Below are 25,059 nucleotides of genomic sequence, written 5' to 3'. Positions count from 1 at the left end.
GCAGGCTCTGTTGCGAAATGTGGAAGGATCGAGCTTGGACCAGCTTGCGGCGATGGCGGCCTTTGTCCGCGCGGTCGAGACCGGGAGCCTCTCGGCGGCGGCGCGGTCGCTGCCCAGCTCGCTGACCTCGGTCAGCCGCCAGATCAGCGCGCTTGAGGAGCATTTCGGCACCCGCCTGCTGCTGCGCACCACCCGTCAGCTCGCGCTAACCGATGACGGCCGCATTCTCTACGAGCGCGCGAAATCCGTTCTCGGCGAGATCAGCGAAATCGAGGCGGCGTTGGCGCGCGATCCGCATCAACCATCTGGCCGGATCCGCGTCAGCTCGCCGAGCCTGATCGGGCGGCTCGTGATCGCGCCGTTGCTGGTGGAATTTCTGCGCCGCTATCCGGCTGTTGCCGTCGACCTGCTGTTGATCGACCGCGCCGTCGATATGGTTGAGGAGGATATCCATCTGGCTATTCGCATCGGTCGCCTGCGGGATTCGCAGCTCATCGCGCGCAAGCTCACTGACCTGCAGATGATCGTGTGCGCATCACCGGACTATTTGGCCAAGCGCGGTGAGCCGCGAGCGCCGGGCGAACTTTCGGCGCATGACTGCCTGGTGTTTTCTGATTCGCCAGGCAGCGCAGAATGGCGCTTTGCCGACGGCACGAAGACGGGTCGCAAATTCCGCATATCCGGTCGGCTCTGGATGAATAGCCTCGAGGCACTGATCGCTGCAGCGCGGGATGGCGCGGGCATCGTCCGCGTGCCGTCGTGGCAGGTGCAGTCCGATCTCGCCAGCGGCCGCCTGCAACGCCTGCTGATCGATCATGAGCCGGCCCCTACGCCGCTACATCTGACGCTTCAGCCGTCACGCCTCGCATCGCCTAAGATCAGGGCATTCGTCGATTTTCTGGTGGAACAATGGGGCAAAATCGACGCCTTCCGGACCCCGTCCGTGGGCTGCTAAATACGCCGGCCGATCTTACGGATTTAGATTCAGTTTTTGGTTCACTCGACCTTGCATCTGGTATACCACACTGCGGATCAACCAGAATTCGGCAACTCTAACAATGAACTTCGGTTCGACCGAAGGCTATTTGGCCGTTGCGCGGGCTGATCCGACTCCGTAAATAGAACTCCTCTACCGCGTTCCCCGATGGGCCGGCCGCGGTCCCTCACACCATAAAGCCCGCCGATGACCGCCAGGATCGAACGACCGCTTTCACCCCATTTGCAGACCTACCGGTGGACGCTGACGATGGCGCTGTCCATCGTCCACCGCGCCACAGGTGTGGCGCTCTATTTCGGCACCCTGCTGCTCGCCTGGTGGCTGATCGCCGCCGCCTCCGGCCCGACGGCCTATGCCAACGTCCAGGCCTTCACCGGCAGCGCGATCGGCAAGCTGATCGTGTTCGGCTACACATGGGCGCTGATGCACCATCTGTGCAGCGGCATCCGGCATTTCGTCTGGGACCTCGGCTACGGCTTCAAGGCCAATGAGCGCGAAGCGCTGACCTGGGGCGCGCTGGTCGCCGGCATCGTGCTGACCGTGCTGGTCTGGATCATTGCCTATGCGGTTGGAGGTGGACGATGAGCGGCCGCTCTTCGATGCGCACGCCGCTGGAACGCGTCCGCGGCCTCGGCTCGGCACATACCGGCACGAGCGATTTCTGGCGCCAGCGCCTCACCGCGGTTGCGATGACGCTGCTGATCGTTCCCGTGATCGTCGTGGTGATCATGCTGATCGGCCGCAATCATGCCGGCGCGGCGCAGATGCTCGGCTCGATCCCGATCGCCATCATCCTGCTGCTCTTCATCGTTGCCAGCACCTGGCACATGAAGATCGGCATGCAGGTCGTGTTCGAAGACTACATCCATAACGAGAAGCTGAAGATCGCCTGCGTGATGGCGAACAACTTCTTCTGCGTCGCGGTCGCATTGGCCTCGATCTACGCAATCCTCAAATTGTCGTCGGGAGTATAACCCATGGCCGGTGAAGGAAACGGCAAGGCCACCAACGGCAGTGGTCCGGCCACCAATGGCAAGGCCTATCCGATCCAGGACCACACCTACGACGTCGTCGTGGTCGGCGCCGGCGGCGCGGGCCTGCGCGCCGTGGTCGGCTGCTCGGAAGCCGGCCTGCGCACCGCCTGCATCACCAAGGTGTTCCCGACCCGCTCGCACACCGTTGCGGCGCAGGGCGGCATCTCGGCCTCGCTCGGCAACATGCATCCCGACGACTGGCGCTGGCACATGTACGACACCGTGAAGGGGTCGGACTGGCTCGGCGACCAGGACGCGATCGAATACATGGTGCGCAACGCGCCCGACGCGGTCTACGAGCTCGAGCATTGGGGCGTGCCGTTCTCGCGCACCGAGGACGGCAAGATCTATCAGCGTCCGTTCGGCGGCATGACCCTGGACTACGGCAAGGGCCAGGCGCAGCGCACCTGCGCCGCCGCCGACCGCACCGGCCACGCCATGCTGCACACGATGTATGGCCAGTCGCTGCGCCACTCGGCCGAATTCTTCATCGAGTTCTTCGCCATCGACCTGATCATGGACGACCAGGGCGTCTGCCGCGGCGTGATCGCGCTCAAGCTCGACGACGGCACGCTGCATCGCTTCCGCGCCCAGACCACGATCCTGGCGACCGGCGGCTATGGCCGCGCCTATGCGTCCTGCACCTCGGCACACACCTGCACCGGCGACGGCGGCGGCATGGTGCTGCGCGCGGGCCTGCCGCTGCAGGACATGGAGTTCGTCCAGTTCCATCCGACCGGCATCTACGGCTCGGGCTGTCTCGTCACCGAAGGCGCCCGCGGCGAAGGCGGCTATCTCGTCAACTCCGAAGGCGAGCGCTTCATGGAGCGCTATGCGCCGTCGGCCAAGGATCTCGCCTCGCGCGACGTCGTCTCGCGCGCGATGACGATCGAGATCCGCGAAGGCCGCGGCGTCGGCAAGAAGAAGGATCACATCTTCCTGCACCTCGATCACCTCGATCCGAAGGTGCTGCATGAGCGGCTGCCGGGCATCTCCGAATCGGCGAAGATCTTCGCCAATGTCGACGTCACCCGCGAGCCGATCCCGATCGTGCCGACAGTGCACTACAACATGGGCGGCATCGCCACGAACTATCACGCCGAGGTGCTGACCAAGCGCAACGGCGACGACAATTCGGTGGTGCCGGGCCTGATGGCGATCGGCGAAGCCGCCTGCGTCTCGGTGCATGGCGCCAACCGCCTCGGCTCCAACTCGCTGATCGACCTCGTGGTGTTCGGCCGCGCCGCGGCGCTGCGCCTTGCCGACAAGCTGACGGCGAACGCCAAGCAGCCGGAGCTGCCGAAGGATTCGTCCGACCTCGCACTCGGCCGGCTCGATCACTTCCGCCACGCCTCCGGCGGCACGCCGACCGCGAAGCTGCGCGACAGCATGCAGCATGTGATGCAGAACAATTGCGCGGTGTTCCGCACCGGCGACGTGCTGCATGAAGGCCAGAACCTGATCCACAAGGTCTATGGCGGCGTCGGCGACATTTCGGTGTCGGACCGCTCGCTGGTGTGGAATTCCGACCTGATCGAGACGCTGGAATTCGACAATCTGATCGTGCAGGCGATCGTGACGATGGATTCGGCGGCGAACCGCACCGAAAGCCGCGGCGCGCATGCGCGCGAAGACTTCTCGGCCCGCGACGACAAGAACTGGATGAAGCACACGCTGACCTGGATCGATCCGGCCGGCAAGACCGCGATCGATTATCGTCCCGTCCACGACTACACGATGACCAATGATGTGCAGTACATCCCGCCGAAGGCGCGGGTCTACTGAGAACGAAGGCGAGCAAGCATGGTTGAATTCGCACTTCCGAAGAATTCGAAGATTTCCGGCGGCAAGACCTGGCCGAAACCGGCCGGCGCCGCCGAGACGCGCGAATTCCGGGTGTATCGCTGGAACCCGGACGACGGCAAGAATCCGAGCGTCGACACCTATTATGTCGACACCCATGATTGCGGTCCGATGGTGCTCGACGGCCTGATCTGGATCAAGAACCACATCGACCCGACGCTGACCTTCCGCCGCTCCTGCCGCGAAGGCGTCTGCGGCTCCTGCGCGATGAACATCGACGGCCAGAACACGCTGGCCTGCACCAAGTCGATGCACGACGTCGGCGCCGGCGGCGCGGTGAAGGTCAATCCGTTGCCGCACCAGCCGGTGGTCAAGGACCTCGTCCCCGACCTCACCAATTTCTACGCCCAGTATGCCTCGATCGAGCCGTGGCTGAAAACCACGACGCCGACGCCGCAGAAGGAGTGGAGGCAGAGCCACGAGGACCGCGAGAAGCTCGACGGCCTCTACGAGTGCATCCTGTGCGCCTGCTGCTCGACCTCCTGCCCGAGCTACTGGTGGAACAGCGAGCGCTTCCTCGGCCCCGCCGCGCTGCTGCAGGCCACGCGCTGGGTCACCGATTCCCGCGATGAAGCAACCGGCGAGCGGCTCGACAATCTCGAGGATCCGTTCCGCCTCTATCGCTGCCACACCATCATGAACTGCGCCAAGGCGTGCCCGAAGGGTCTCAATCCCTCGGAAGCGATCGCCGAGCTCAAGTTCAAGATGGTCGAACGCCAGATCTGATCCGACGCAGCCGCGGCTGGCGCTGCTGTCATTGGACAATTAGGTTTTGGCTAAAGCGCGATGAGATCAGGTTGAATCGTCATCGCGCTTTAGTCCGCTCAGCAAGCCATCTGCAAGCACGAGGCGTGCCGTCTTGGCGATTTATCGCAGGCCGAAGCGAACGCGCGCGCGCCAGAGCGCGACTCCACTGACCAGCGCGCCGAACATGACGTAGTAGCTCGGCGAAAGAGGGTCACCAGTTATCGAACTTAGGCCGGTCAGCACGAAGGGGGTGAAACCCCCAAATATAGCCACGCCGAGATTGTAGCTCAGCGAAAGTCCGCTCGTGCGCATCCTGGCCGGGAAGATCTCGGACATGAGCGCGGGCAACGGCCCAAAATACAGCGCGATAACTACCCCGAGCAAACCTTCCACGGTCACTAATGTGGCGATCGTCGGAGACTGTTTGACCACCGCAAACGCCGGATAGGCCAGCACGAGCGCAGCGACAGTGCCGATAACCATCGTCGCACTCCGCCCAATGTGGTCGGATAAGGAACCAATGAATGGAGACAGAACGAAAATCACCAAGCCGGTGACCACCGTGCCCAAAAATGCGGTCGCCGGCTCCATGTGAAACTGCTTCGCCGCATATGTAGGCATGAAGACGGCCATCCAGATCGTGATGGTTGCCAACACAATCAGACCCGAAGCTACCAGGACACGGGTCTTCTCGAACTTGAGCATCTCGACGACCGGCTGCCCGGCTTCCGTTGGCGTGGAGAATTCGGCCGACTCCAACACCGCTCGACGAATGTAAATCCCGATTGGCCCCAGCGCTGCGCCGAACAAGAACGGCACACGCCAGCCCCAGGATTCAAACGCCTCCGGCGAGAGACTCCAGGTAAGAAACGCGCCGAAGGCAGATGCCAGTCCCAATGCAAACCCTTGCGTGGCCGTCTGCCAGCTCGCGATATAACCTCGCCGGTTCGGATCATGTTCGGCCAGGAGTGCGGTGGCACTACCAAACTCGCCACCTGCGGAGAAGCCCTGCAAGACCCGCCCTGTCACGACCGCGATTGGTGCCAATAATCCTATCGAGGTGTAGATTGGGGCTACGGCGACAATGAGCATACCTGCGGTCATCAGCAGAAGCGAAAGGCTCATCACTTCCTTTCGACCAATCTTGTCACCCAGGTTACCTAGAAAGATCGCACCCAGCGGCCGCACGAGAAATGTGATGCCGAATGTACCCAGGAAGAGCAGCAGCGATGAAGTGTCGTTGGTTGCCGGGAAGAAGAGCTTCGCGATAGTCCCTGCCATCGTGCCGTAGATGATCAGATCGAAGCACTCGAACATATTGCCGATTGATGCGGCAAGAATTGTCTTGCCCGACGACTGGTCTCGTACGTGCGGTAGTTCGGCCGTGATTTCTGCCATGGTTTCTCCCGCCCAATGCACCGCGCACCGAGCTGGGCCGCGGAGCTTTGCGCCAAATCTGCGTTGAATGAGGGGTAACCGGCCGCAGCCGATCACCCTGCCCGACCCTGTAACGTTGGAGCTTTCGGCCTCTCCGAAACTACGCGCCGGCGGCTCGCATCGGCTTGCGCTCTGAAGCCTCAGGACCATCGACGTTGACCACGGTTTCGCCTTTGCCAAGGCGGACGAAAACGTAGCGAACGTCATCACCACCCTCGAGGATCTGGCAGCGGTGGATTGCCCGCCGCGGGAAGTAAGCGTAGTCGCCTCTTCCGATCTCGAAGGATTGGGCGCCGTTCTCGCCGTGATCGACGCGGATCCGACCAGAAAGCATGTACATCACGCTGTCGAACTGTTCGTGGTGATGCCACTGGCTGGGCTGGTCGAGCGCCGTAACGTGACATTCGCCGACCCATAGGTCGCCGGCTTCAAGCGCCTTCCTGCGATTCTGACCTGGGGTCAAAGGTCCATCAATCAGCTTGTCTGCTGTAACGTATCCGATCTCTTGGAAAACGCCTGTGCTCACGGTTCTATCCTTGCAACGTTGGTGACTACGCACCTCTTGAAAGATGCCGCGATTAGCCTAGGCTGATTGCATGCACATAACCGGCCATTTTCTGTCGCCAACGAGACAGGCGGAGATATTGCCTTTTGAGACCGCCGAACGGCCGATCGTGGGGTTCTCCTGCGACTATCCATCGGGCCTCGCGACAGGACCCCACTCGCATCCCCGGGCGCAACTGCTCTACGCGACCTCAGGCGTCATGCGCGTCGAGACACTCGGCTCGAGCTATGTGGTGCCTCCCACAACTGCGTTGTTCCTGCCCGCGAGCGCGGAGCACGCAATAAACATGGATGGCCCCGTGGCCATGCGAGCTCTATTCCTTCGCGAGGACGCCGCTACGCGCGTGGGAGGCAATTCGAAAGTGATCGCTGTTTCTGCGCTTCTCCGCGAGGTCATTGTTGCTGCTTGCGTTGAACCTGTCGAATGGGCACCAGATGGCCGAGGCCTGCATCTGGCTGAGCTCGCGCTTGACGAAATCGCCCGGGCGACTCCACTGCTTCTCGGCCTGCCTCTACCAAGGGATCCACGTCTGCGTCGCGTGGTTGCGGCACTCAAGTCGCGTCCCGATGACATAAGGAGTCTCGAGGAATGGAGCGAGGTGGCCAATGCATCGCCCCGAACCCTGGCTCGCGTGTTTCGCGCAGAGACGGGTCTCAGCTTCCGCCAGTGGCGTCAGCAGGCCCGGCTGACCGAAGCGTTGAGCGCGTTGACATCTGGAGTTCATCCTGCAAAGGCCGCAGCGATGGCCGGCTTCAGCAGTGTACCCGCATTCGGCGCGGCGTTCCGTGAGCTGTTCGGCATGACACCCGGACAAGCGCGATCGCAGTTTGGCCCGTCACGCTAGACGCAGGAGCTGCTATCAGCGGCCAGCCGCAGCTTGCCGGATCAGGATATCGGCGCCGACCGCATCGACCGCGGATCGATCGAGGTCGAGCACGACATCGACGATGCTGTGATCCTCCGGATCCATCGTGACGGTGAAGCCGAGATCGCGGCACATCCCGATCATCGTGGTGTTCTCGGTCAGCACCTGGCCGGACAACCGCTTCAATCCCTCCGACCGCGCATAGTGGATCAGGAGCTGCATCAGCGCCCAGCCGAGCCCTTTGCCCTTGAGATCGGACTGCAGCAGGATCGCGTATTCGGCGTTCTGGTACAGCGAGTCCGAATGCAGCCGGACCGCTCCCATCATCTCGCCGGTCGCCGGATCGAGTGCCACGAACGCCATCGCGCGCGCATAGTCGAGCTGGGTCAGGCGCGCGATGAAGGCGTGCGAAAATTCCTTCATCGCGTGGAAGAAGCGCAGCCTGAGGTCTTCGGCGGTGACGCGCTTGAAGAACGCGGCGACCATCGGCTCGTCCTCCGGCCGCATCGGGCGCACCGTGACGCGCGAGCCGTCGCGTAGCGCCAGCTCGCCCTCCCATTGCGACGGATAGGGCCTGACCGCCAGTCTGGTTTGACCGGCGAAGAGCCGCGCCGGCTTGCGGATCGCCACCCGCGCATCGAGTGCAAGCACGCCGGTCTCGTCCGCCAGCATCGGATTGATATCGAGCGCGGCGACCTCGGGAATGTCGGCCGCCATCTGCGCCAGCTTGACCAGGGTGAGCGGCACCAGTTCGGCCGAGACGGCCGGCACATCGCCATAGCCGCCGAGCAGCCGCGAGACGCGCGTCCGTCCGACCAACTCATGGGCGAGATTCATGTCGAGCGGCGGCAGCGCCACCGCCTTGTCGTTAATCACCTCAACCGCAGGGCCGCCGCGGCCGAACACAATCACCGGACCGAAGGTCGGATCGTCGGCGATGCCGAGGATCAGCTCGCGCGCCGCGCGCCGCACGATCATCGGCTGGATCGTCACGCCTTGCAGCGTTGCATCCGGCCGCGCGTTTCGGGCGCGTTCCAGTACCGTCCTTGCCGCATCGACAACGCTGTCCCTGGTGCGCAGGTCGAGGATGACGCCGCCGACATCGGAGGCATGCCTGATGTCGCGCGAGAACACCCTGACCACGATCGCGTGCCCCTCGGCGAGGAACGGCACCGCCTTCTCGGCGGCATCCTCGGCACTGTCGGCGACGACAGTCGTCACGATCGGAATGCGATAGGCCTCGAACAGGGCGACGATCTCGGCTGGATCGAGCCAGGCACGCCCTTCCGACAGCGCCTTCACGACCACGTGCCGCGCCGCCGCCGTCTCCGGCGTGAACACCGATGCGACGCCCGGCGGGGTCGCGGCGAGCGCCGTGGGGGCCTCGCGATAGCGCACCAGATACATGAAGGCGCGCACCGCATCGTCCTCGGTCGGGAAGTGCGGAATCCGCGCCGCCTCGAAGATCGCACCGGTACGCTCGTCGGCGCCTACCCACGCCGCAAGCACCAATGCGGCGACCGCACTTCGTTTGGTCCGGCGGTCACGCACGCATTGCGCCACCGCCTCGGCAATGCCCTCGGCCGGCGCCACCGCGGTTTCCACATTCGCGACCAGCACCGCGTCGTTGTTGGCGTCATCGAGCAGCGCGTTGAGCGCCACCACGTAGCGGGCGGCGTCGGCATCGCCTGCGATGTCGACGGGATTGGCGGACGACCAGCCCTGCGGCAGCAACTCGTCGAGCCGCGCAATGGTCTGCGGCGACAGCGTCGCAGGAACGCCGCCGAGCTCGGCCAGCCGATCGGTCGCGAGGATGCCGAGCCCGCCGCCATTGGTCAGGATCGCGAGCCGGTTGCCGCGCGGGACGAAGCCACGGCCGAGCAGCTCGGCGCAATCGAACAGCTGGCGAAGGTCGTAGACCCGCAGCATGCCGGCGCGGCGGAACGCGGCGTCATAGACCGCATCGGAGCCGGCCAGCGCACCGGTGTGGGTCGCGGCGGCCTTTGCCCCCTCGGCCATCCGCCCCGACTTGACGACGACGACCGGCTTCATGCGTGCCGCGGCGCGCGCCGCCGACATGAACTTGCGCGCATCCTTGACCGCTTCGAGGTAGATCAGGATCGCGCTGGTATGATCGTCGAGCGCGAAATAATCCAGGAGATCGGCGACGTCGACATCGAGCTGGTCGCCGATCGAGGCGATGCCGGAGAAGCCGAGCCGCCGCTCCGCCGCCCACTCGATCATCGCCGACGCGACCGCGCCGGATTGCGAGATCAGCGCGACATGGCCATCGGACGGCTGATGCGAGGCGAAGCTCGCATTGAGCTTCGCGCGCGGCACCATGATTCCGAGGCAATTCGGCCCGACCAGGCGCATGCCGTGCCGCCGCGCCGTCTGCTCCACGATCTCCGCGAGCGAGCCCGCGCCATGGCCGAGACCGGCCGACAGGATCGCAGCGCCGGCAACGCCGGCGAGCCCGGCCTCCGCCACGATCTCCGGGATCGCCGCCGGCGGTGCGCTAATGACGACGAGGTCCGGAACGAACGGAAGCGATTTCAGATCGGCAACGGTGGGCTCGCCGTCAACATCCCCGTAGTTGTGGTTGACGACGCCCAGCCTGCCGGCGAAGCCGCTCGCCTTGAGGTTTCGCAGCACGGCCGCACCGAGCGACGACGGCCGCGGGCTGCCGCCGACCACCGCGATGCTTCGAGGCGAAAATACCCGCTCCAGGCCGAACGTCGACATTGCGTGGTCTCGCAGGGAACCCGTGGATGCGCGAGAGGCGCCCCCGAACGAACTCTACTTCGTCGCCCGCCCCATTGCACCCATTGCCGCCGCGACAGAACGCGACGGCCCGGCTAATGCAGCCCCAGCGCCTGCGCCAGATTGAAGGTCAGGAAGCTCGCGGCATAGGCCAGCGCGAGCATGTACAGGAACGTCACCACCATCCACTTCGCGCCGCCGGTCTCGCGGCGGATCACCGCGAGCGTCGAGGCGCATTGCGGGGCGAAGATGTACCAGACCAGCATCGACAGCGCGGTCGCCAGCGTCCATTTCTGCGCCAGCACCTGGCCGATCTGCTCGGCCGCCTCCTTGCCGCCCTCGATCGAATAGACGGTACCGAGCGCGGCGACCGCGACCTCGCGCGCCGCCATGCCCGGGATCAGCGCCACCGCGATCTGCCAGTTGAAGCCGATCGGCCGCAGCAGCGGCTCGAGCGCATGGCCGATCATCGCCGCGAAGCTGTAGTTGATCGCCGGCCCCTCGGCGCCGGCCGGCGCGGTCGGGAACGAGGCCAGGAACCAGATCAGCACCATCATCGAGAGGATCGTGGTGCCGGCGCGATACAGGAACATCTTGGCGCGATTGAGCACGCCGATCGCGATGCTGCGCAGCCGCGGCACCTTGTAGTCGGGCAACTCCAGCATGAACGGCGCCGGCGCATGGTCGCGCCACAGAAAGAACTTTGCGACCGCCGAGACCGTCAGCGCGCTGGTGATGCCGGCGGCATAGAGGCCGAACATCACAAGCCCTTGCAGATTGACGAAGCCCCACAGCGAGGTCGCCGGAACGAAGGCCGAGATGATCAGCGTATAGACCGGAATCCGCGCCGAGCAGGTCATCAGCGGCGCGATCAGGATCGTGGTCAGGCGATCACGCCGGTTGTCGATCACCCGCGTCGCCATGATGCCGGGAATGGCGCAGGCGAAGCTCGACAGCAGCGGAATGAAGGCGCGGCCATGCAGCCCGGCGCCGCCCATGATGCGGTCCATCAGGAAAGCGGCGCGCGCCATGTAGCCGAAATCTTCCAGCAGCAGAATGAACAGGAAGATGATGATGATCTGCGGCAGGAACACGATGACGCTGCCGACGCCGGAGATCAGCCCGTTCTGCAGGAAGCTCTGCAACAGGCTCCAGCTTTCCGGCAGCAAATCGTGGATCAGCTGCCCGAGCGCGGAGAAGCCGTCCGACAGCAACTCCATCGCCGGCTGCGCCCAGGTGAACACCGCCTGGAACATCACGAACAAGATCACGGCCAGGATCACCAGACCCCAGACCGGATGCAGCACGACCGAATCGATCCGGTTGGTCAGCGTGTCGGGCTTGGTCGGCAGCGTTACGGCTGCCGCGATGATGCGGTCCGCCTCGCGCTGCGCCGCCTTGAGGTCGGCAATCGTCGGCGTCGCCCACGCGCTGGCCGTCGCTTCATGCGACCGGGCCAGGAATTCGTCGGTCCGCTTCAAGAGTTCGTCGACGCCGCCCTTGCGGACCGCGACCGAGGTCACGATCGGCAGGCCGAGCTCCTGCGACATGCGATCGAGATCGATCGTCACGCCGCGGCGCTTCGCGATGTCGATCATGTTGAGCACGAGCATCATCGGCCGGCCGACGCGCTTCAGCTCGAGCACCAGCCGCAAGGTCAGCCGCAGATTGGTGGCATCCGCAACACAGAGCACGAGATCGGGCACCGCCTCGCCATCAAAGCGGCCGAGCACGATGTCGCGGGTGATTTCCTCGTCCGGGCTGCGGCCGCGCAGCGAATAGGTGCCGGGCAGGTCGAGCACCGTCACGCTGCGGCCCTCCGGCGTGACGAAGCCGCCGGATTTGCGCTCGACCGTGACGCCGGGATAATTGGCGACCTTCTGGCTGCTGCCGGTCAACCGATTGAACAGCGACGTCTTGCCGGTGTTCGGCGCGCCGACCAGCGCCAGGCGCAGGGATGCAGTTGTCATTCGACGATCACGGCCATGGCTTCGCTCCGGCGCAGCGCGATCGTGATGTTGTCGACGCGCACCGCGATCGGATCCCGCCGGATCGTGCCTTCATGCAGGATTTCCACGCGCGCACCCTCGACAAATCCCATCTCCACCAGGCGCTGCTCGAGCTCCTGCGGAGACAGCGATGACCCCGTCACGAGCGCATCGAGCCTGATGATTTTTCCGACAAAACCGCGATCCGCATGTCCGAGCCGGATGTCCTGTAGATTATCCTGGAAGGAGTTTGGATCGCCTGTCATGCGGCCTGTGTTTCAGCAGGTAGTCACAGGGTCAAGCATTTGCCCGTGAGAGGTTTTAGAACTCCTAAAAACAGCGCCCGCGACCGTCATCCCGGCCGATTTTCCGCTTGACTGGCGGCGCGGCGCTAACGGGGTCGTGATGACGCCCGGCAGCATCCGCCCTCCGCCGCCCCGGACGAGAGCCGTCCCAATCGATCGATCCGATTTGGCCTCCGGTAACCTTGACCGGCGGCTGGATGGCGAGGCAGCCGGCGCGCCAGACGGCGGAATGGGGATTCGCTTTCTCCGGCGCGACGGTTTGCGTTAAGGTCCGCAAGAAGCCGGAGCACCCGTGCCGACCGCACAACGCAATTCGCTGAGACTGCTGCGATGGATGATGGCCGCCTCGCTGGCCCTTCCGCTGGCGCTGTTCCTGTTCGCGTCCGCAATGTCCCGGATTTCGACCCGCGAGGCCGCCGACCAGGAAATCCAGCGTACGCTCGACGTCACCCACGAGCACGCGCTCAAGGTGTTCGAGACCATCGACCGGAGCCTCGCCGAGATCACCGAGGTCGTCCGCGGCATGAGCGACGCCGAGATCGTCGCGCGCGAGAAGAGCCTGCACGAGCGGCTGCGCCGGGTCGCCGACACGCTCCCCCAGGTGAAATCGATCTGGGTGTTCGATGCCAACGGCCATGCCCTGGTCAACAGCCTGGTGCAGCCGGCCCCCGACATCGACTTCTCGGATCGGGATTACTTCCGTATCCACATGGAGCGCGACATCGGCACCTATATCGGCGAGGTGCTGACGCCGCGGGCACCCTATCAGGGCGCGCGGTTCTTCAGCGTCGGCCGCCGCCGCAACAACGAGGACGGCAGCTTTGGCGGCGTGATCCAGGCCTCCGTGCTTCCGGAATATTTCGAGAATTTCTACGCCAAGATCGGCCGCGAGCCCGGCAGCTTCCTGGCGCTGATCCGGACCGATGGCTCGATACTGGCGCATTTCCCTGTCATCGACCACGACGCCAGGTTCGAGCCGAGCGGGCCGCTCGGACGGCAGATCGTCGCCAATCCCGAGACCGGCGGCATGACGATCCGTTCCCCGGCCGACGGCATCGAACGGCGCATGCGCTATCAGCGGCTGGCCGAATACCCGATCTATGTCAGCGCCGGGCTCGAGACCTCGGCGATCCACGCGCGCTGGATCGCGACCATGGCGCAGCACCTGATCTTCGGCATACCGGCGACTGCGCTGCTGTTCGGCCTGCTCGTGCTCGCCTATCAGCGAACCGAACGCCTGGAGGAGGAGGCCGACAGGCGCATCGAGGCCGAGGACGCGTTGCGGCATGGCCAGCGCCTGGAGGCACTCGGGCAACTCACCGGCGGCGTCGCGCATGACTTCAACAATCTGCTTACCGTGATCCGTGCCTCGGTCGACATGTTGCGGCGGCCGGACCTGCCGGAGCCACGGCGGCAGCGCTACATCGATGCAATCTCCAACACCGTGAACCGTGCCGCCAAGCTGACCAACCAGCTGCTTGCGTTCGCGCGCCGGCAAACTCTGAAGCCCGAGGTGTTCGACGTCTGCCAGAATGTCCGCACCCTGAGCGAGATGATCACCACCCTGATCGGCTCGCGGATCGAGATCACGGCGCAGGTGCCGGACGAGACCTGCCTCGTCAACGCCGATGCCGGCCAGTTCGAGACAGCCATCATCAATATGGCGGTGAATGCGCGCGACGCGATGGACGGCGTCGGCAGGCTCACGATCGCGGTCCGCACCGTGAGCAAACTGCCGGCCGAGGCGATCACGCCGCCGAGCCCGCACGGCCATGTCGCGGTGTCGGTGACCGATACCGGCGTCGGCATTCCGCAGGAGCTGTTCGGCCGCATCTTCGAGCCGTTCTACACCACCAAGGAGGTCGGTCACGGCACCGGCCTTGGCCTGTCGCAGGTGTTCGGCTTCGCCAAGCAGTCCGGCGGCGAGGTCACCGTGGCCAGCGAGGTCGGCAAGGGCTCGACATTCACGCTGTATCTCCCGCGTGTCGTCGGTAGACACAGCGCGCAATCGCCGCTCACGGAGGATGCGCCTTCGGTCGATCCGACCAGCGCGTCGGTCCTGATCGTCGAGGACAATGCCGAGGTCGGAAAGTTCGCCGCCGACACGCTGACCCAGCTCGGTTGCACCTGCGTGCTGGTCGAGAACGCCACCCACGCGCTGGAGGAGCTGGCCGTCGATCCCGACAGGTTCGACCTTGTATTCACCGATGTCGTGATGCCCGGCATGAGCGGCATCGAGCTTGCGGAGGAGATCCGCCGGCAACGGCTCGATCTACCGATCGTGCTCGCCTCCGGCTACAGCCAGGTGCTGTCGCAGCAGGGCAGTGGCGGCTTCGAGCTGCTGCAGAAGCCGTATTCGGCCGAGCAGCTGGCCCGCGTGCTGCACAAGGCCACGCGCTCGCGCCGGCTGAAGCGGGACCAAGCGCCAGCGGGGTGAGGTGATTGCGTGCGCGCATCAAACGCGATGTCGTCCCTGCGAAAGCAGGGAGGTGGATTCACACTCGAAGTGCAACACTTGATCGGCAAAGGACTCCGCAGGCGTGCGGTAGTCAAGGCATTTGCGTGGGGTGTTGTTGTAGGTGGCGATGAACTGGCGGAATCTGGCGGTCGAGAGGGTTACGAGATCCGTTTTGCGAGGGATGAAGCGGCGCATCCTGCCGATGGCGTTCTCGATACCACCCTTCTGCCAGGGCGCGTGGGGATCGCAGAAGAAGGTCTCGATCGAGAGGCGATGTAGCGCCAGGTGACCGGCAAACTCGGTGCCGTTGTCGAAGGTGACGGTCTGGCGCAGCTCTTGTGGAAGGGCAGCGAAGAAGCGGACGAGATGGCGTGCGACACCGCGCGCAACCTTGCTGGCAAGGCGGATGCCGAGCAGCAGGCGAGAGGTGCGCTCATGCACGGTCAGCACGGCCTGACCGTACTTCGAGAACATCATCAAATCGGCCTCCCAATGCCCGGCGACGCTACGGTCGGCAACCTCAAGGGGCCGATTTGCCAGGGAAACACGGCCTTCGATGAAGCTTGCGGGGCTGCCGCCTCGCTTGCCGCGGAGGCCGCGCTTGCTCTTGGCGCGCGGCAGGTAGCGTCGCCAGTTGAAGTTCGTGGTGCGCCTGAGTTGGCCATAGATGAAGCGGTAGATGGTCTCGTGGGAGATCACCTTGTGCCCGCACTCGCGGGCCAGCCGGCCGGCGATCTGCTCCGGCGACCAACCTCGGCGAAGGCGTTGCAACACCGCGCGGCGCAGGACGGGCTCCCGTTCGAGGCGTCCGCCCGTCCAGCGCCGCGCTCGCATCTGTTGCTGGGCATAATTTGGCTTGTAGCCAGCCTGAACGCTCCGATTACGGCTCAGTTCCCGAGAGATTGTTGATGGCGAGCGATCCAGAGCTGCCGCGATTTGCCGGACCGAGCTGCCATTGGCCGATAGACAGGCAATCTCGCATCGGTCGTCCAGAGAGAGCTGCTTGTAAGTCCGCCCCATGGCAACACCTCCTCAAGGAAGTGTTGCACTTCGTTTGTGAACTCAGGGGACCCATAACCACAGGATCGGGTTGTACGCTGTGGCTCCAGCGACGCCTGATGACGACCATTCGTGGTCATGCGTCCCGGGTCGCGCTGCGCCTGCCTGGGACGACACCGAATATTTGGCTCCGCCGGTGAGTCATATCCTGTCGCGCCGCGTCGGAACAACATCGGAACCTTCTGATTTCCCTCGCGTTGTCGCGCGATGGGCAAAGCCGATGCAAAATCCGGATCGTCGAACAGGCCCTCACCGGCGAAGGCCAACTCGCCTCGGAAAACGAGCGCGACGCGCGACGATACGGAAGACAGCGACGCCGCACCGGGCGAGGCTGACGACAAATCCGAATTCGTCGAGATCATTGCCGAAGACGGCGACCATGTCGAACCGCCGCCGCCGGAAATCCTCGAGCCCAATCCCGAGCTGTCGCCCGAGGAAGCCGAACAAGCGCGCAAGGACTATTTGCTGACGCGATTCTGGATCACCGCGCGCGGCTACTGGGGCCAGAACGGCGACCGGCTGGCGTGGCTGTTCACGATCGGCCTGCTGCTGCTGATCGTCGCCAATGTCGCCGTGCAGTACGGCATCAATGTCTGGAATCGCGCGATCTTCGATGCGATCGAAAAGCGGGATTCGGTCAGTGTCTTTCACCTGACCGCCATCTTCTTTCCGCTCGCGATTGGCAGCGTGCTGCTGGGCGTCGCCCAAGTGTTCGGCCGCATGGGCATTCAGCGGCGCTGGCGCGCCTGGCTGACCAACGCCGTCGTCTCGCGCTGGCTGGCGAACGGCCGCTACTACCAGCTCAATCTGGTCGACGGCGATCACAAGAATCCGGAATACCGCATCGCCGAGGATCTGCGGATCGCAACCGACTCGCCGGTCGACTTCATCGCCGGCGTGACGTCGGCGCTGCTGTCCGCCGTCACGTTCATCGTCGTGCTCTGGACGATCGGCGGCGCCTTGACGCTGACGGTCGGCGGCTCCTCGGTCAGCATCCCGGGCTTCCTGGTCATCGCCGCGATCATCTATGCCGCGATCGCGTCCGGCTCGATCATGGCGATCGGGCGCCGCTTCGTGCAGATTTCCGAGGAGAAGAACCAGGCAGAGGCCGAATTCCGCTATGTGCTGACCCGCCTGCGCGAGAACGGCGAAAGCATCGCGCTGCTTGGCGGTGAGGCCGAGGAACGCGACGGCATCGACAAGACGTTCTCGAACGTGCTGCGGCAATGGGCGCGGCTCGCCGGGCAGCACATGCGCACGACGCTGGTGTCGCAGGGATCGAATCTCATTGCGCCGGTAGTGCCCTTGCTGCTGTGCGCACCAAAATTCCTCGAGGGCAGCATGACGCTCGGCCAGGTGATGCAGGCAGCCTCCGCCTTCACCATCGTGCAGACCGCGTTCGGCTGGCTGGTCGACAACTATCCGCGGCTCGCCGACTGGAATGCATGCGCGCGGCGCATCGCCTCGTTGATGATGTCGCTCGACGGGCTTGAACGCGCCGAGACCGGTGATGGCTTCGGCCGCATCAAGCGCGGCGAGATCGGGGGCGAGGCCATGCTCAGCCTCAATGACCTCTCCGTCACCCTCGACGACGGCACGGCCGTGGTCGGCGAAACCGAGGTCGCGATCGAGGCGGGAGAACGGCTGCTGGTCGCCGGCGAATCCGGGACCGGCAAGAGCACGCTGGTCCGCGCCATTGCCGGCTTGTGGCCCTGGGGCGGCGGCAGCGTCAGCCTGCATGCGGACCGCCGCCTGTTCATGCTGCCGCAAAAGCCCTACGTGCCCTCGGGCACGCTGCGGCGCGCAGTGGCCTATCCTGGCGCGGCGGAGGACTGGAACGTCGATGAGATCAGCGACGCCCTGCACAAGGTCGGCCTCGACCATCTCAAGGAGAAGATCGAGGACGACGCGCCATGGGACCAGACGCTGTCCGGCGGCGAGAAGCAACGGCTCGCCTTTGCCCGCCTGCTGCTGCACAGCCCCGACATCGTCGTGCTCGACGAGGCGACCTCGGCGCTCGACGAAAAGAGCCAGGACAAGATGATGGAAATGGTGACGACGGAATTGCCGAAGGCGACCATCGTCAGCGTCGCCCATCGCGTCGAGCTCGAAGCATTCCATAGCCGCAAGATCGTGCTGGAGCGCCGCAAGGGTGGTGCGAAGCTAGTCAGCGACGTCGACCTGATTCCGCGCAAGGGCAAGCGAAGGCTACTCGGACGCTTCCTGCGGCAGCGGCGAACCTCCGCCAAGGCGTCGGACAAGGCGGCATAACGGGCGTTGGCGCTCCGATCAAAACCGGCTATGCATGCCGCGCTTTCGATGAGGCCATGCGTGATCCCGAGCAACGACATTTCGCCGCCGCCATTCGGCGCCCTGGCGCCCAATGCGGCGCAGGCCGCCATCATCCGGCTGGCGCATGGCTCTGGATTGAAGCGCGGCGCGTTCCGGCCCTGGCTGTCGCGGCTGGTCAATCTGTTCGGTTCGGGACCGCTTGATGTGACCTATCAGGGCGCATCGTTCCGCTTCTATCATCAGGCGAGCGCAACCGAGCGCGGTGCGCTGTTCAATCCCGACTACAATCTGGAAGAGCTCGCCTTCCTGCGGGCGCATGTCGGCACCGGCGGCACCTTCGTCGATCTCGGCGCCAATGTCGGCACGTATGCGCTCGCGCTGGCGCGCGATGTCGGGCCCAATGGCAAGGTGATCGCGATCGAGCCGCATCCGATGACGCATGCGCGGCTCAAATTCAATACGCAGGCTTCCGGCTATCCGCAGGTGCGCCTGGTTGCAGCCGCCGCAGGTCCGACCGATGGCGAGCTGATGATCGAGACCGACGGCGACAATCTCGGCGCCAGCCACATCGTCACCGGCACGCCCACGGGCAAGGCGTTCAAGGTGCCGTCGCTGCGGCTGCAATGCATCCTCGACGAGGCCGGCGCGACCAGCGTCGATGCGCTGAAGATCGACGTCGAGGGTTTCGAGGACCGCGTGCTCACCGGCTTCTTCCGTGACGCCCCGGAACGCTTGTGGCCCCGCGCGGTCGTGATCGAGCATCTGTCAAAGGACGAATGGACCGACGACTGCATTGCGGACATGCACACGCGCGGCTACGTCGGTCGGGGCCGCACGCGAAGCAACACGCTGCTGGTGCGTGGTTGAGATGCAGCCGCGTCGGAGATCTGCTCCCTCTCCCGCTTGCGGGGGAGGGCCGGGGTGGGGGTGCATCCGCGAGACATATCGTGGAAAGAGCCCCCACCCGGATTGCATCTTCGATGCAATCCGACCTCCCCCGCAAGCGGGAGAGGTACAGCCAGACTGCGGATGCAATGTCCGCAACAACAAGGGAAGCTCGCAATGATCGACCATATCGGCTTTTCGGTCTCCGACTACGAACGCGCGAAGGCGTTCTACCAGACGGCGCTGGCGCCGCTTGGCTACGGCCTGATCATGGAAGTGCCCGCGGAGGTGACCGGACACGCGCCTGCGGCGGGCTTCGGCGCCGACGGCAAGCCGGATTTCTGGATCGGCGGCGAAGGCGCGATGAACAAGCCGGTGCATATCGCGATCACAGCCAAGGACCGCGCCACCGTCGACGCCTTCTACAAGGCCGCGATGGCGGCCGGCGGCCGCGACAACGGCGCGCCCGGCATTCGCGCGCATTATCATCCGAACTATTACGGCGCGTTCGTGCTCGATCCCGACGGCCACAACATCGAGGCGGTCTGCCACACGCCCGGATAACGCGCACAGGAACGGCGCAGCGCGCGATTCGTTGTCGCTTCGAAATTCGATGGAGCGATCGATGCGCGCGATGCGACCTGACATCAGCAACAGGGTCTCGATCTAATGCCGATCGATCCCCCCGAGATTCCGCCGGCGACGCCGGGCACGCCGAGCGAACCGCCGCCGGGAATTCCGCCCGGCAATCCGCAGCCGGAGATTCCACCGCCGGTGCGCGAGCCCGGCGCGCCGCCGCGACCGGACGAGCTGCCGGGCAAGACACCAGACGAATCACCGGTGCGCGGACCGCCTGGACCAAGCGGCCCGCCGCCTGCGACAGATCGACCCGCCGTCCGGTGATTCGCCGCAGCGCCACAGTTCCACATCGATTGCGAGTGTGTCCGAGCGTTTCTCCTGAACGCGCGGTGAACAAGCACACATGCAACCCGTTATAATGTCGAAATAAACTTCGCCGATGATTCGGCGCTCGCCACAATCCGGCCTAACGGCTGGCAATTCATCGTCCTGCCGAATTGTTCGGCTCTGACTTCCTTTCCTTCCTGCCCAGACTTTTCCGCCCGGGGACTCCAAGACCATGACAAAGCTTCGTCTCGTGCTGCTTGCCACGACTGCGCTGACGGTGATGCAGTTCGCCACCTCAGCGTCGCACGCACAAACTTCGCCGCTGGTCGTCGCACAGGCGCAGCCAAAGGAAGAGCTGGGGCCCGACGGAAAGCCGAAGCCCCGGCCCGCGCCGGGCGCTCCTGCGCATCCGGCTCCGCCCGCCGCCGCGCCGCATCCGCAGGCGCCACCTCCGGCAGCCGCACCGCATCCGCAAGCGCCGCCTCCGGCAGCCGCGCCGCATCCGGCTCCGCCGCCGCCCGCAGCACCCGCGCGTCCCACCCCGCCACCTCCGCCACCGGCCGCTGCTCCGCCGCATCCGACGCCGCCGGCTCCGCCCGCAGCCGCGCCTGCACGCCCCGCTCCACCTCCGCCGCCCGCGGCGGCGCCCGCACACCCGGCTCCGCCGGCAGCCCCGGCACGGCCCGAACCGCCTGCCGCGCGCCCGGCTCCGCCTCCGCCGGCCGCCGCGCCTGTGCGACCCGAGCCGCCTGCCGCCAAGCCGGCAACGCCGCCGCCCGCGGCTGCACCCGCACATCCGACACCGCCGCCGCCTCCACCGCCGCCCGCCGCAGCGCCGCAACGTCCGGTTACGCCGCCGCCCGGCGCCGGACCTGCGCGCACTCCGCCGACACCGGCGCCAAGTGCCGCACCAAGCGCCGCACCGGCAGCACCGGGTGCCGCTCCCGCGGCACGTCCCGGCACGCCGCCCGCGGCTGCAACGCCGACGCCTGCAACCCCCGGAGCTCCGACAACGGCACCGGCCGAGCGCCGGCCTGGCGACCGGCCGGGCGGTGAACGTCCTGGCGGTGAACGTCCTGGCGGTGCCAAGCAACCGCCGGGTACACCGCCCACGACTGCGCCCGGCGCGACGTCGCCGACAACGCCCGCGCCTTCGACAACAACGACGCCTCCCGCCGCTGGCGGACAGCCGCCGGCACGGCCCGGCACCCCCGGCACCCCGCCCGCCGCAACCACGCCTCCGGGCGCGACGCCGACGCCACCGGCGCCGGGTCAGCAGGGACGTCCGGCCACACCGCCCGGAACGCCTCCGGCCCCAGGTGCCGCAATGGGCGCTCCCGGCGCAGCACCGGCTCCGGCCGTTGCGCCCGGCGTATCACCAGCCCAGGGAGCCGCGATGGGCGCGCCCGCGGCACGACCGGCCGGCCCCTCGGCGCCGGGTGTCGTCCCCGGCTCGGCGGCCGCAACGCCCCCGCCCGGCCAGGCGCAATACGCCCCGCCGACGGTCTCGTCCGCGTTCCGGGCCGCACCAACGGTCACGGCGCCGCTTCCGCCGCCTCCGCGACGTGACAACGTCTCGCCGCTCGCGATCGGTGCCGCCGTCGGCGTCGGCGTGGTCGCCGGTGCGATCATCGGCGGGACCATCGCCGACCTGCACAACCAGCGGCAGGAAGTCGTCGAAGGCGGCCGCACCATCTACACCGAGCCGGACCGCATCATCATCCGCGATCCGGGCGGGCAGGCCTATGTGCGTGGCGACGACGTCTATCGCTTCCGCTATGGCGCGCGTGACATCCGCACCGAGACAATCGGCGGCGAGACTCGCACCATCGTGGTTCGTCCCGACGGCAGCGAGATCATCACGGTGGTCGGTCCCGATGGCCAGATGCTGCGCCGGATCCGCAGGGACCAGGGCGGACGTGAGCTCGTCATCATCGACAACAGCTATCGCGATCCGGGCGCGGTCGGCGGCTTCTATGTCGACCTGCCTCCGCCGGTGGTCCGCATCCCCTATGATCGCTACATCGTCGAGTCCGACAGCGCGGCCCCGGACGTGATCTACGACACCATGGAGGCGCCGCCGGTGGACCGGATCGCGCGACGCTATACGCTCGACGAGATCCGCTACAGCCCGAACGTCCGCATGCTGATGCCGTCGATCGACGTCAACAGCATCAACTTCGACTCCGGCTCGTGGCAGATTCCGCCGGATCAGGCGGCGAAGCTGCAGGCGATCGCCGACGGCCTCAACCGGGCCATCCAGCGCAATCCGCGCGAGGTGTTCCTGATCGAAGGCCATACGGATGCGACCGGCAACGACACCGACAATCTGTCGCTGTCCGACCGCCGCGCGCAATCCGCTGCCGAGTTGCTGACGCAGCAGTTCGGCGTGCCGGCAGAGAACCTGACTTCGCAGGGTTACGGCTCGCAATACCTGAAGGAGCAGACCGACGGACCGAGCCGCATCAACCGGCGCGTCACCGTCCGCCGCATCACCCCGCTGCTCAACGGCGGCACCGCCTCCGCAGCGCCGCCGCGCTGAACCGGCGAGCATCGCGATACGAAATGGCCGGGAGCGATCCCGGCCATTTTTTTGTGCGCTATTTCCCCGCCCCCAGCCCCAGCGCGTCGACCATCACGCGAAACACCTCGGTGTTGTCCATCGAACCGTGGACGCGCTCGCTGCCTGGTCCAGTCGCGGTGAGGATGACATCCTCGCCGGAATGCACGCTGGCGCCAATCATCGCCGGCAGATTGCCGAAGCGCAGCGCGACGCCGGGAACGTCCTTGTATTTGTCGTTGGCCTTGAAGGTGTCGGGCTGATCGCCCTTCACGGTCGGCTCGTTCGGATCGTCGAGCTTCGGGCGGAACGTCTCGTAATGGTCCGGCAGGCTGGCGGAGAAAATCGCAAGCCGCCGGCTGACATCAACGCGTGACGGATAGCCCTCGGCATCGGGCGCCGGGTAATTCGGGAAGCCGGCCTGGTCGTAGACGCCGACGCGCTCGCGCAGCGGCACGTTGGATACAGCCGTCATGTCGTCATTGATGGTGCCGACCAGGCTGTTCGGATGGTTGTGGTCGGCGACGACCAGGATCAGCGTGTCGTCGTTGCGCGCCTTGGCCCAGTCCTTCGCCAGCCGCACCGCATTGTCGAGCATGATGGTGTCATAGACCGCGCGCTCCATGTCGAGCAGATGGGCGTATTTGTCGATCAGGCCGGACTCGACCATCAGGAAGAAACCAGACTCGTGCTTCGACAGGACCGTGAGCGCCGCCTGGACCTGTTCCGTCAGGTCGGGCTGCTCGGGGAATTTCTTGACGCCGCCGCCCTTGAGAAATTTGCGGTCGAGCGCGCCGTCCATGTTGCCGGTGGCGAACAGACCGAGCAATTGCTGCGTCTCCGGCCGTGCGGCGAGCGCATTGAGCTCGCTTGCGGTGGTCGCGACCGGATAGCCGGCGTCGCGGAAACGCGCGAGATAATCGATGTCGTCCTTGCGTTTCGATCCCGCGGCGGATTGCGGCAGGAAGTTCGCGGCGCCGCCGCCCATCAGCACGTCGGGCTTCGCATCGAAATATTGCGCGACGATCGCATCATAGGCGGCGCGGCGGCGGGTATGCGCGACCATCGCCGCCGGCGTCGCGTCCTCGATTTCGGTGTTGGTGACGATGCCGACGGCGAGCCCGGCCCGCTTGGCAAGACTCGCGATGGTCTCGACCCTGGGGTCGTCGAGCGGATCGGGCGTGCGATCGGCGTACACACGGAGCGCATTGACCGCGGCCTTGTGGCCGGTGGCGTAGGCGCTCGCGGCATTCGCCGAATCGGTGATGATCGAATCCGAGCCTGCGGTCGCCACCAGCGCCATGTGCGGCATGTCGTCGATGGCGAGCTTGCCGCGGCTCTTGCCTTCCACGATTCCCTTGGAGAGGATCCGCGCGGCGACGCGATGCGCCGGCGACATCCCGTCCCCGATGAACAGGATCACATTCTTCGCCTTGCGCGACCCGGTGTCGTAGACGGTCCAGGTCACGTTACGGCTCTGCGTGCCGTCGCTGACTTCGACGGTCACCGGACCGGGCTTGGCGAGCGAGACATCGCGCAGCAGCAACGCCGACTGATCCTTACCGGCTTCACGCGCGGTGAACGTGCCGGCCTGACCGAACACCGCGGCATAGTCCGCGCCGTTCAGCGTCACTTTCAGCCGGGCTTGATCGACGACGCCGGGAAGTTCGACCTTGAAGTCGAACTTGGCGCCGACGAGGATATCGGCGCGATCGATCGGATAGATGGTCTGGGCGAGCGTCGGCGCTGCCGACAACACCAGCGTGACGGCCACGCCGGCCAATGACTTGATCATGATCGATGCTCCGCCCCTTGCGCATCATGCGCGCCCGGGGCGGAGGCTAGCGGCGGCGGATGACGCCGCAATGAGCCGGCGCCGGGACGTATTGCCGCAAGCGCGGGGGTCAGCGCGCGATCTGCTGCGGATCGTAGAAGAAGCGCTCCTCGACCAGCTCCTCGCCGCGCCAGGTCTGCCAGGCGACCTCCTCCATGCTGCGGACCTTGCCGTCCTTGCCGGTGAATTCGAACCGCCAGCAGATCGCCGAATGATCGCCGTCGAGCAACAGCGGTCCGAGCCGCGTGGTCTTCACACTGGAGACCGCGGCCAGCACCGCCGCCTCGCGCGCCGCCAGCGCCTCGCGGCCGACGCGCCATTCGCCGTCGTTCTCCTGGGTGCGGGCATCGGCCGTATAGAAGTTCCTGATCGCGCCGACATGGTCGTTGGCTTCGACCGTATCAGCGAAGGCTTGCAGCGTCTTGAGCGAAGGCATCGGGCAATCTCCATTTACCGACTGATGGTCGGTATTTATCGACTGGAAGTCGGTAAGTCAACTGG

At 65.6% G+C, this 25,059-nt stretch carries 20 protein-coding genes; 12 read left to right on the top strand and 8 right to left on the bottom strand.

Annotated elements, in window-relative coordinates; genetic code table 11:
• Positions 1-34 precede the first annotated feature (34 nt).
• From ACVIGA_RS22310 to ACVIGA_RS22290, 5 genes are all read left to right on the top strand, one after another.
• Positions 35-955, top strand: a complete 921-nt coding sequence (locus tag ACVIGA_RS22310; RefSeq protein ID WP_456667999.1) for a LysR family transcriptional regulator — start codon at positions 35-37, stop codon at positions 953-955.
• A gap of 228 nt (positions 956-1,183) precedes the next feature.
• Entirely contained in the window at positions 1,184-1,582 is a 399-nt protein-coding gene (gene sdhC / locus ACVIGA_RS22305) for a succinate dehydrogenase, cytochrome b556 subunit (protein ID WP_092121389.1), read from the top strand.
• A 14-nt stretch (positions 1,583-1,596) separates the two neighbouring features.
• On the top strand, positions 1,597-1,971 hold the full coding sequence (sdhD, locus tag ACVIGA_RS22300; protein WP_223972489.1) for a succinate dehydrogenase, hydrophobic membrane anchor protein: 375 nt from the start codon (positions 1,597-1,599) through the stop codon (positions 1,969-1,971).
• A 3-nt stretch (positions 1,972-1,974) separates the two neighbouring features.
• Positions 1,975-3,816 (top strand): succinate dehydrogenase flavoprotein subunit, encoded by a 1,842-nt coding sequence (sdhA, locus tag ACVIGA_RS22295; RefSeq protein WP_223971013.1) that lies wholly within the window; start codon positions 1,975-1,977, stop codon positions 3,814-3,816.
• A gap of 18 nt (positions 3,817-3,834) precedes the next feature.
• Positions 3,835-4,620, top strand: coding sequence for a succinate dehydrogenase iron-sulfur subunit (locus ACVIGA_RS22290; RefSeq protein ID WP_456667998.1), 786 nt, complete (start codon positions 3,835-3,837; stop codon positions 4,618-4,620).
• 141 nt (positions 4,621-4,761) lie between these two features.
• On the opposite strand, the gene ACVIGA_RS22285 is transcribed toward ACVIGA_RS22290, so the two are convergent.
• Together ACVIGA_RS22285 and ACVIGA_RS22280 are read right to left on the bottom strand one after the other, a co-directional pair.
• Complete coding sequence (locus ACVIGA_RS22285) at positions 4,762-6,039, bottom strand: MFS transporter (RefSeq protein ID WP_456667997.1); 1,278 nt, start codon at positions 6,037-6,039, stop codon at positions 4,762-4,764.
• A 139-nt stretch (positions 6,040-6,178) separates the two neighbouring features.
• Positions 6,179-6,604, bottom strand: coding sequence for a cupin domain-containing protein (locus ACVIGA_RS22280; protein ID WP_456667996.1), 426 nt, complete (start codon positions 6,602-6,604; stop codon positions 6,179-6,181).
• Positions 6,605-6,674: 70 nt separating this feature from the next.
• Here ACVIGA_RS22280 and ACVIGA_RS22275 point away from each other — a divergent pair, with 70 nt between their 5' ends.
• Complete coding sequence (locus ACVIGA_RS22275) at positions 6,675-7,487, top strand: AraC family transcriptional regulator (RefSeq protein ID WP_456667995.1); 813 nt, start codon at positions 6,675-6,677, stop codon at positions 7,485-7,487.
• 15 nt (positions 7,488-7,502) lie between these two features.
• Here ACVIGA_RS22275 and ACVIGA_RS22270 read toward each other — a convergent pair whose 3' ends face one another.
• From ACVIGA_RS22270 to ACVIGA_RS22260, 3 genes are all read right to left on the bottom strand, one after another.
• Entirely contained in the window at positions 7,503-10,253 is a 2,751-nt protein-coding gene (locus ACVIGA_RS22270; protein WP_456667994.1) for a bifunctional acetate--CoA ligase family protein/GNAT family N-acetyltransferase, read from the bottom strand.
• A 113-nt stretch (positions 10,254-10,366) separates the two neighbouring features.
• A complete protein-coding gene (feoB, locus tag ACVIGA_RS22265) occupies positions 10,367-12,241 on the bottom strand; it encodes a ferrous iron transporter B (RefSeq protein WP_223971022.1) in 1,875 nt (624 codons plus the stop codon).
• On the bottom strand, positions 12,238-12,525 hold the full coding sequence (locus ACVIGA_RS22260; RefSeq protein ID WP_223971025.1) for a FeoA family protein: 288 nt from the start codon (positions 12,523-12,525) through the stop codon (positions 12,238-12,240). The genes feoB and ACVIGA_RS22260 overlap by 4 nt, the downstream gene beginning before the upstream one ends.
• 331 nt (positions 12,526-12,856) lie before the next feature.
• On the opposite strand from ACVIGA_RS22260, the gene ACVIGA_RS22255 reads away from it, so the two are divergent.
• Entirely contained in the window at positions 12,857-15,001 is a 2,145-nt protein-coding gene (locus ACVIGA_RS22255) for an ATP-binding protein (protein ID WP_456667993.1), read from the top strand.
• A gap of 18 nt (positions 15,002-15,019) precedes the next feature.
• Here the strand turns inward: ACVIGA_RS22255 and ACVIGA_RS22250 are convergent, their stop codons facing one another.
• Positions 15,020-16,042, bottom strand: a complete 1,023-nt coding sequence (locus ACVIGA_RS22250) for an IS30 family transposase (RefSeq protein WP_456667992.1) — start codon at positions 16,040-16,042, stop codon at positions 15,020-15,022.
• A gap of 246 nt (positions 16,043-16,288) precedes the next feature.
• Between ACVIGA_RS22250 and ACVIGA_RS22245 the strand changes: the two genes are divergently transcribed.
• From ACVIGA_RS22245 to ACVIGA_RS22225, 5 genes are all read left to right on the top strand, one after another.
• Positions 16,289-18,352, top strand: a complete 2,064-nt coding sequence (locus tag ACVIGA_RS22245; protein ID WP_456667991.1) for an ABC transporter ATP-binding protein/permease — start codon at positions 16,289-16,291, stop codon at positions 18,350-18,352.
• A 30-nt stretch (positions 18,353-18,382) separates the two neighbouring features.
• Positions 18,383-19,240: an FkbM family methyltransferase gene (locus tag ACVIGA_RS22240; RefSeq protein WP_456667990.1), complete on the top strand. Its 858-nt coding sequence runs from the start codon at positions 18,383-18,385 to the stop codon at positions 19,238-19,240.
• Between the two features lie 195 nt (positions 19,241-19,435).
• Positions 19,436-19,822 carry a VOC family protein gene (locus tag ACVIGA_RS22235; protein ID WP_223971036.1) on the top strand — a complete coding sequence of 129 codons (387 nt, stop codon included), beginning with the start codon at positions 19,436-19,438 and terminating at the stop codon, positions 19,820-19,822.
• 105 nt (positions 19,823-19,927) lie between these two features.
• Complete coding sequence (locus tag ACVIGA_RS22230; RefSeq protein WP_456667989.1) at positions 19,928-20,161, top strand: hypothetical protein; 234 nt, start codon at positions 19,928-19,930, stop codon at positions 20,159-20,161.
• 235 nt (positions 20,162-20,396) lie between these two features.
• A complete protein-coding gene (locus tag ACVIGA_RS22225) occupies positions 20,397-22,706 on the top strand; it encodes an OmpA family protein (RefSeq protein WP_456667988.1) in 2,310 nt (769 codons plus the stop codon).
• A gap of 58 nt (positions 22,707-22,764) precedes the next feature.
• Here the strand turns inward: ACVIGA_RS22225 and ACVIGA_RS22220 are convergent, their stop codons facing one another.
• Both ACVIGA_RS22220 and ACVIGA_RS22215 read right to left on the bottom strand, forming a co-directional pair.
• Positions 22,765-24,519: an alkaline phosphatase gene (locus tag ACVIGA_RS22220; protein ID WP_456667987.1), complete on the bottom strand. Its 1,755-nt coding sequence runs from the start codon at positions 24,517-24,519 to the stop codon at positions 22,765-22,767.
• A 109-nt stretch (positions 24,520-24,628) separates the two neighbouring features.
• Positions 24,629-24,994, bottom strand: a complete 366-nt coding sequence (locus ACVIGA_RS22215; protein ID WP_223971048.1) for a nuclear transport factor 2 family protein — start codon at positions 24,992-24,994, stop codon at positions 24,629-24,631.
• Positions 24,995-25,059 lie beyond the last annotated feature (65 nt).

This window comes from Bradyrhizobium sp. USDA 3240, assembly GCF_054063295.1.
Note: the sequence above shows the minus strand (reverse complement) of the source record. Positions and strands in the feature narration are given on the sequence as shown.

Excerpts from the sequence above, each read along its gene's own strand:
- sdhC (WP_092121389.1), top strand. The coding sequence starts at position 1,184 with ATGACCGCCAGGATCGAACGACCGCTTTCACCCCATTTGCAGACCTAC.
- sdhD (WP_223972489.1), top strand. The coding sequence starts at position 1,597 with ATGCGCACGCCGCTGGAACGCGTCCGCGGCCTCGGCTCGGCACATACC.
- sdhA (WP_223971013.1), top strand. The coding sequence starts at position 1,975 with ATGGCCGGTGAAGGAAACGGCAAGGCCACCAACGGCAGTGGTCCGGCC.
- ACVIGA_RS22290 (WP_456667998.1), top strand. The coding sequence starts at position 3,835 with ATGGTTGAATTCGCACTTCCGAAGAATTCGAAGATTTCCGGCGGCAAG.
- ACVIGA_RS22285 (WP_456667997.1), bottom strand. The coding sequence starts at position 6,039 with ATGGCAGAAATCACGGCCGAACTACCGCACGTACGAGACCAGTCGTCG.
- ACVIGA_RS22275 (WP_456667995.1), top strand. The coding sequence starts at position 6,675 with ATGCACATAACCGGCCATTTTCTGTCGCCAACGAGACAGGCGGAGATA.
- ACVIGA_RS22270 (WP_456667994.1), bottom strand. The coding sequence starts at position 10,253 with ATGTCGACGTTCGGCCTGGAGCGGGTATTTTCGCCTCGAAGCATCGCG.
- feoB (WP_223971022.1), bottom strand. The coding sequence starts at position 12,241 with ATGACAACTGCATCCCTGCGCCTGGCGCTGGTCGGCGCGCCGAACACC.
- ACVIGA_RS22260 (WP_223971025.1), bottom strand. The coding sequence starts at position 12,525 with ATGACAGGCGATCCAAACTCCTTCCAGGATAATCTACAGGACATCCGG.
- ACVIGA_RS22250 (WP_456667992.1), bottom strand. The coding sequence starts at position 16,042 with ATGGGGCGGACTTACAAGCAGCTCTCTCTGGACGACCGATGCGAGATT.
- ACVIGA_RS22245 (WP_456667991.1), top strand. The coding sequence starts at position 16,289 with ATGGGCAAAGCCGATGCAAAATCCGGATCGTCGAACAGGCCCTCACCG.
- ACVIGA_RS22240 (WP_456667990.1), top strand. The coding sequence starts at position 18,383 with ATGCATGCCGCGCTTTCGATGAGGCCATGCGTGATCCCGAGCAACGAC.
- ACVIGA_RS22235 (WP_223971036.1), top strand. The coding sequence starts at position 19,436 with ATGATCGACCATATCGGCTTTTCGGTCTCCGACTACGAACGCGCGAAG.
- ACVIGA_RS22230 (WP_456667989.1), top strand. The coding sequence starts at position 19,928 with ATGCCGATCGATCCCCCCGAGATTCCGCCGGCGACGCCGGGCACGCCG.
- ACVIGA_RS22225 (WP_456667988.1), top strand. The coding sequence starts at position 20,397 with ATGACAAAGCTTCGTCTCGTGCTGCTTGCCACGACTGCGCTGACGGTG.
- ACVIGA_RS22220 (WP_456667987.1), bottom strand. The coding sequence starts at position 24,519 with ATGATCAAGTCATTGGCCGGCGTGGCCGTCACGCTGGTGTTGTCGGCA.
- ACVIGA_RS22215 (WP_223971048.1), bottom strand. The coding sequence starts at position 24,994 with ATGCCTTCGCTCAAGACGCTGCAAGCCTTCGCTGATACGGTCGAAGCC.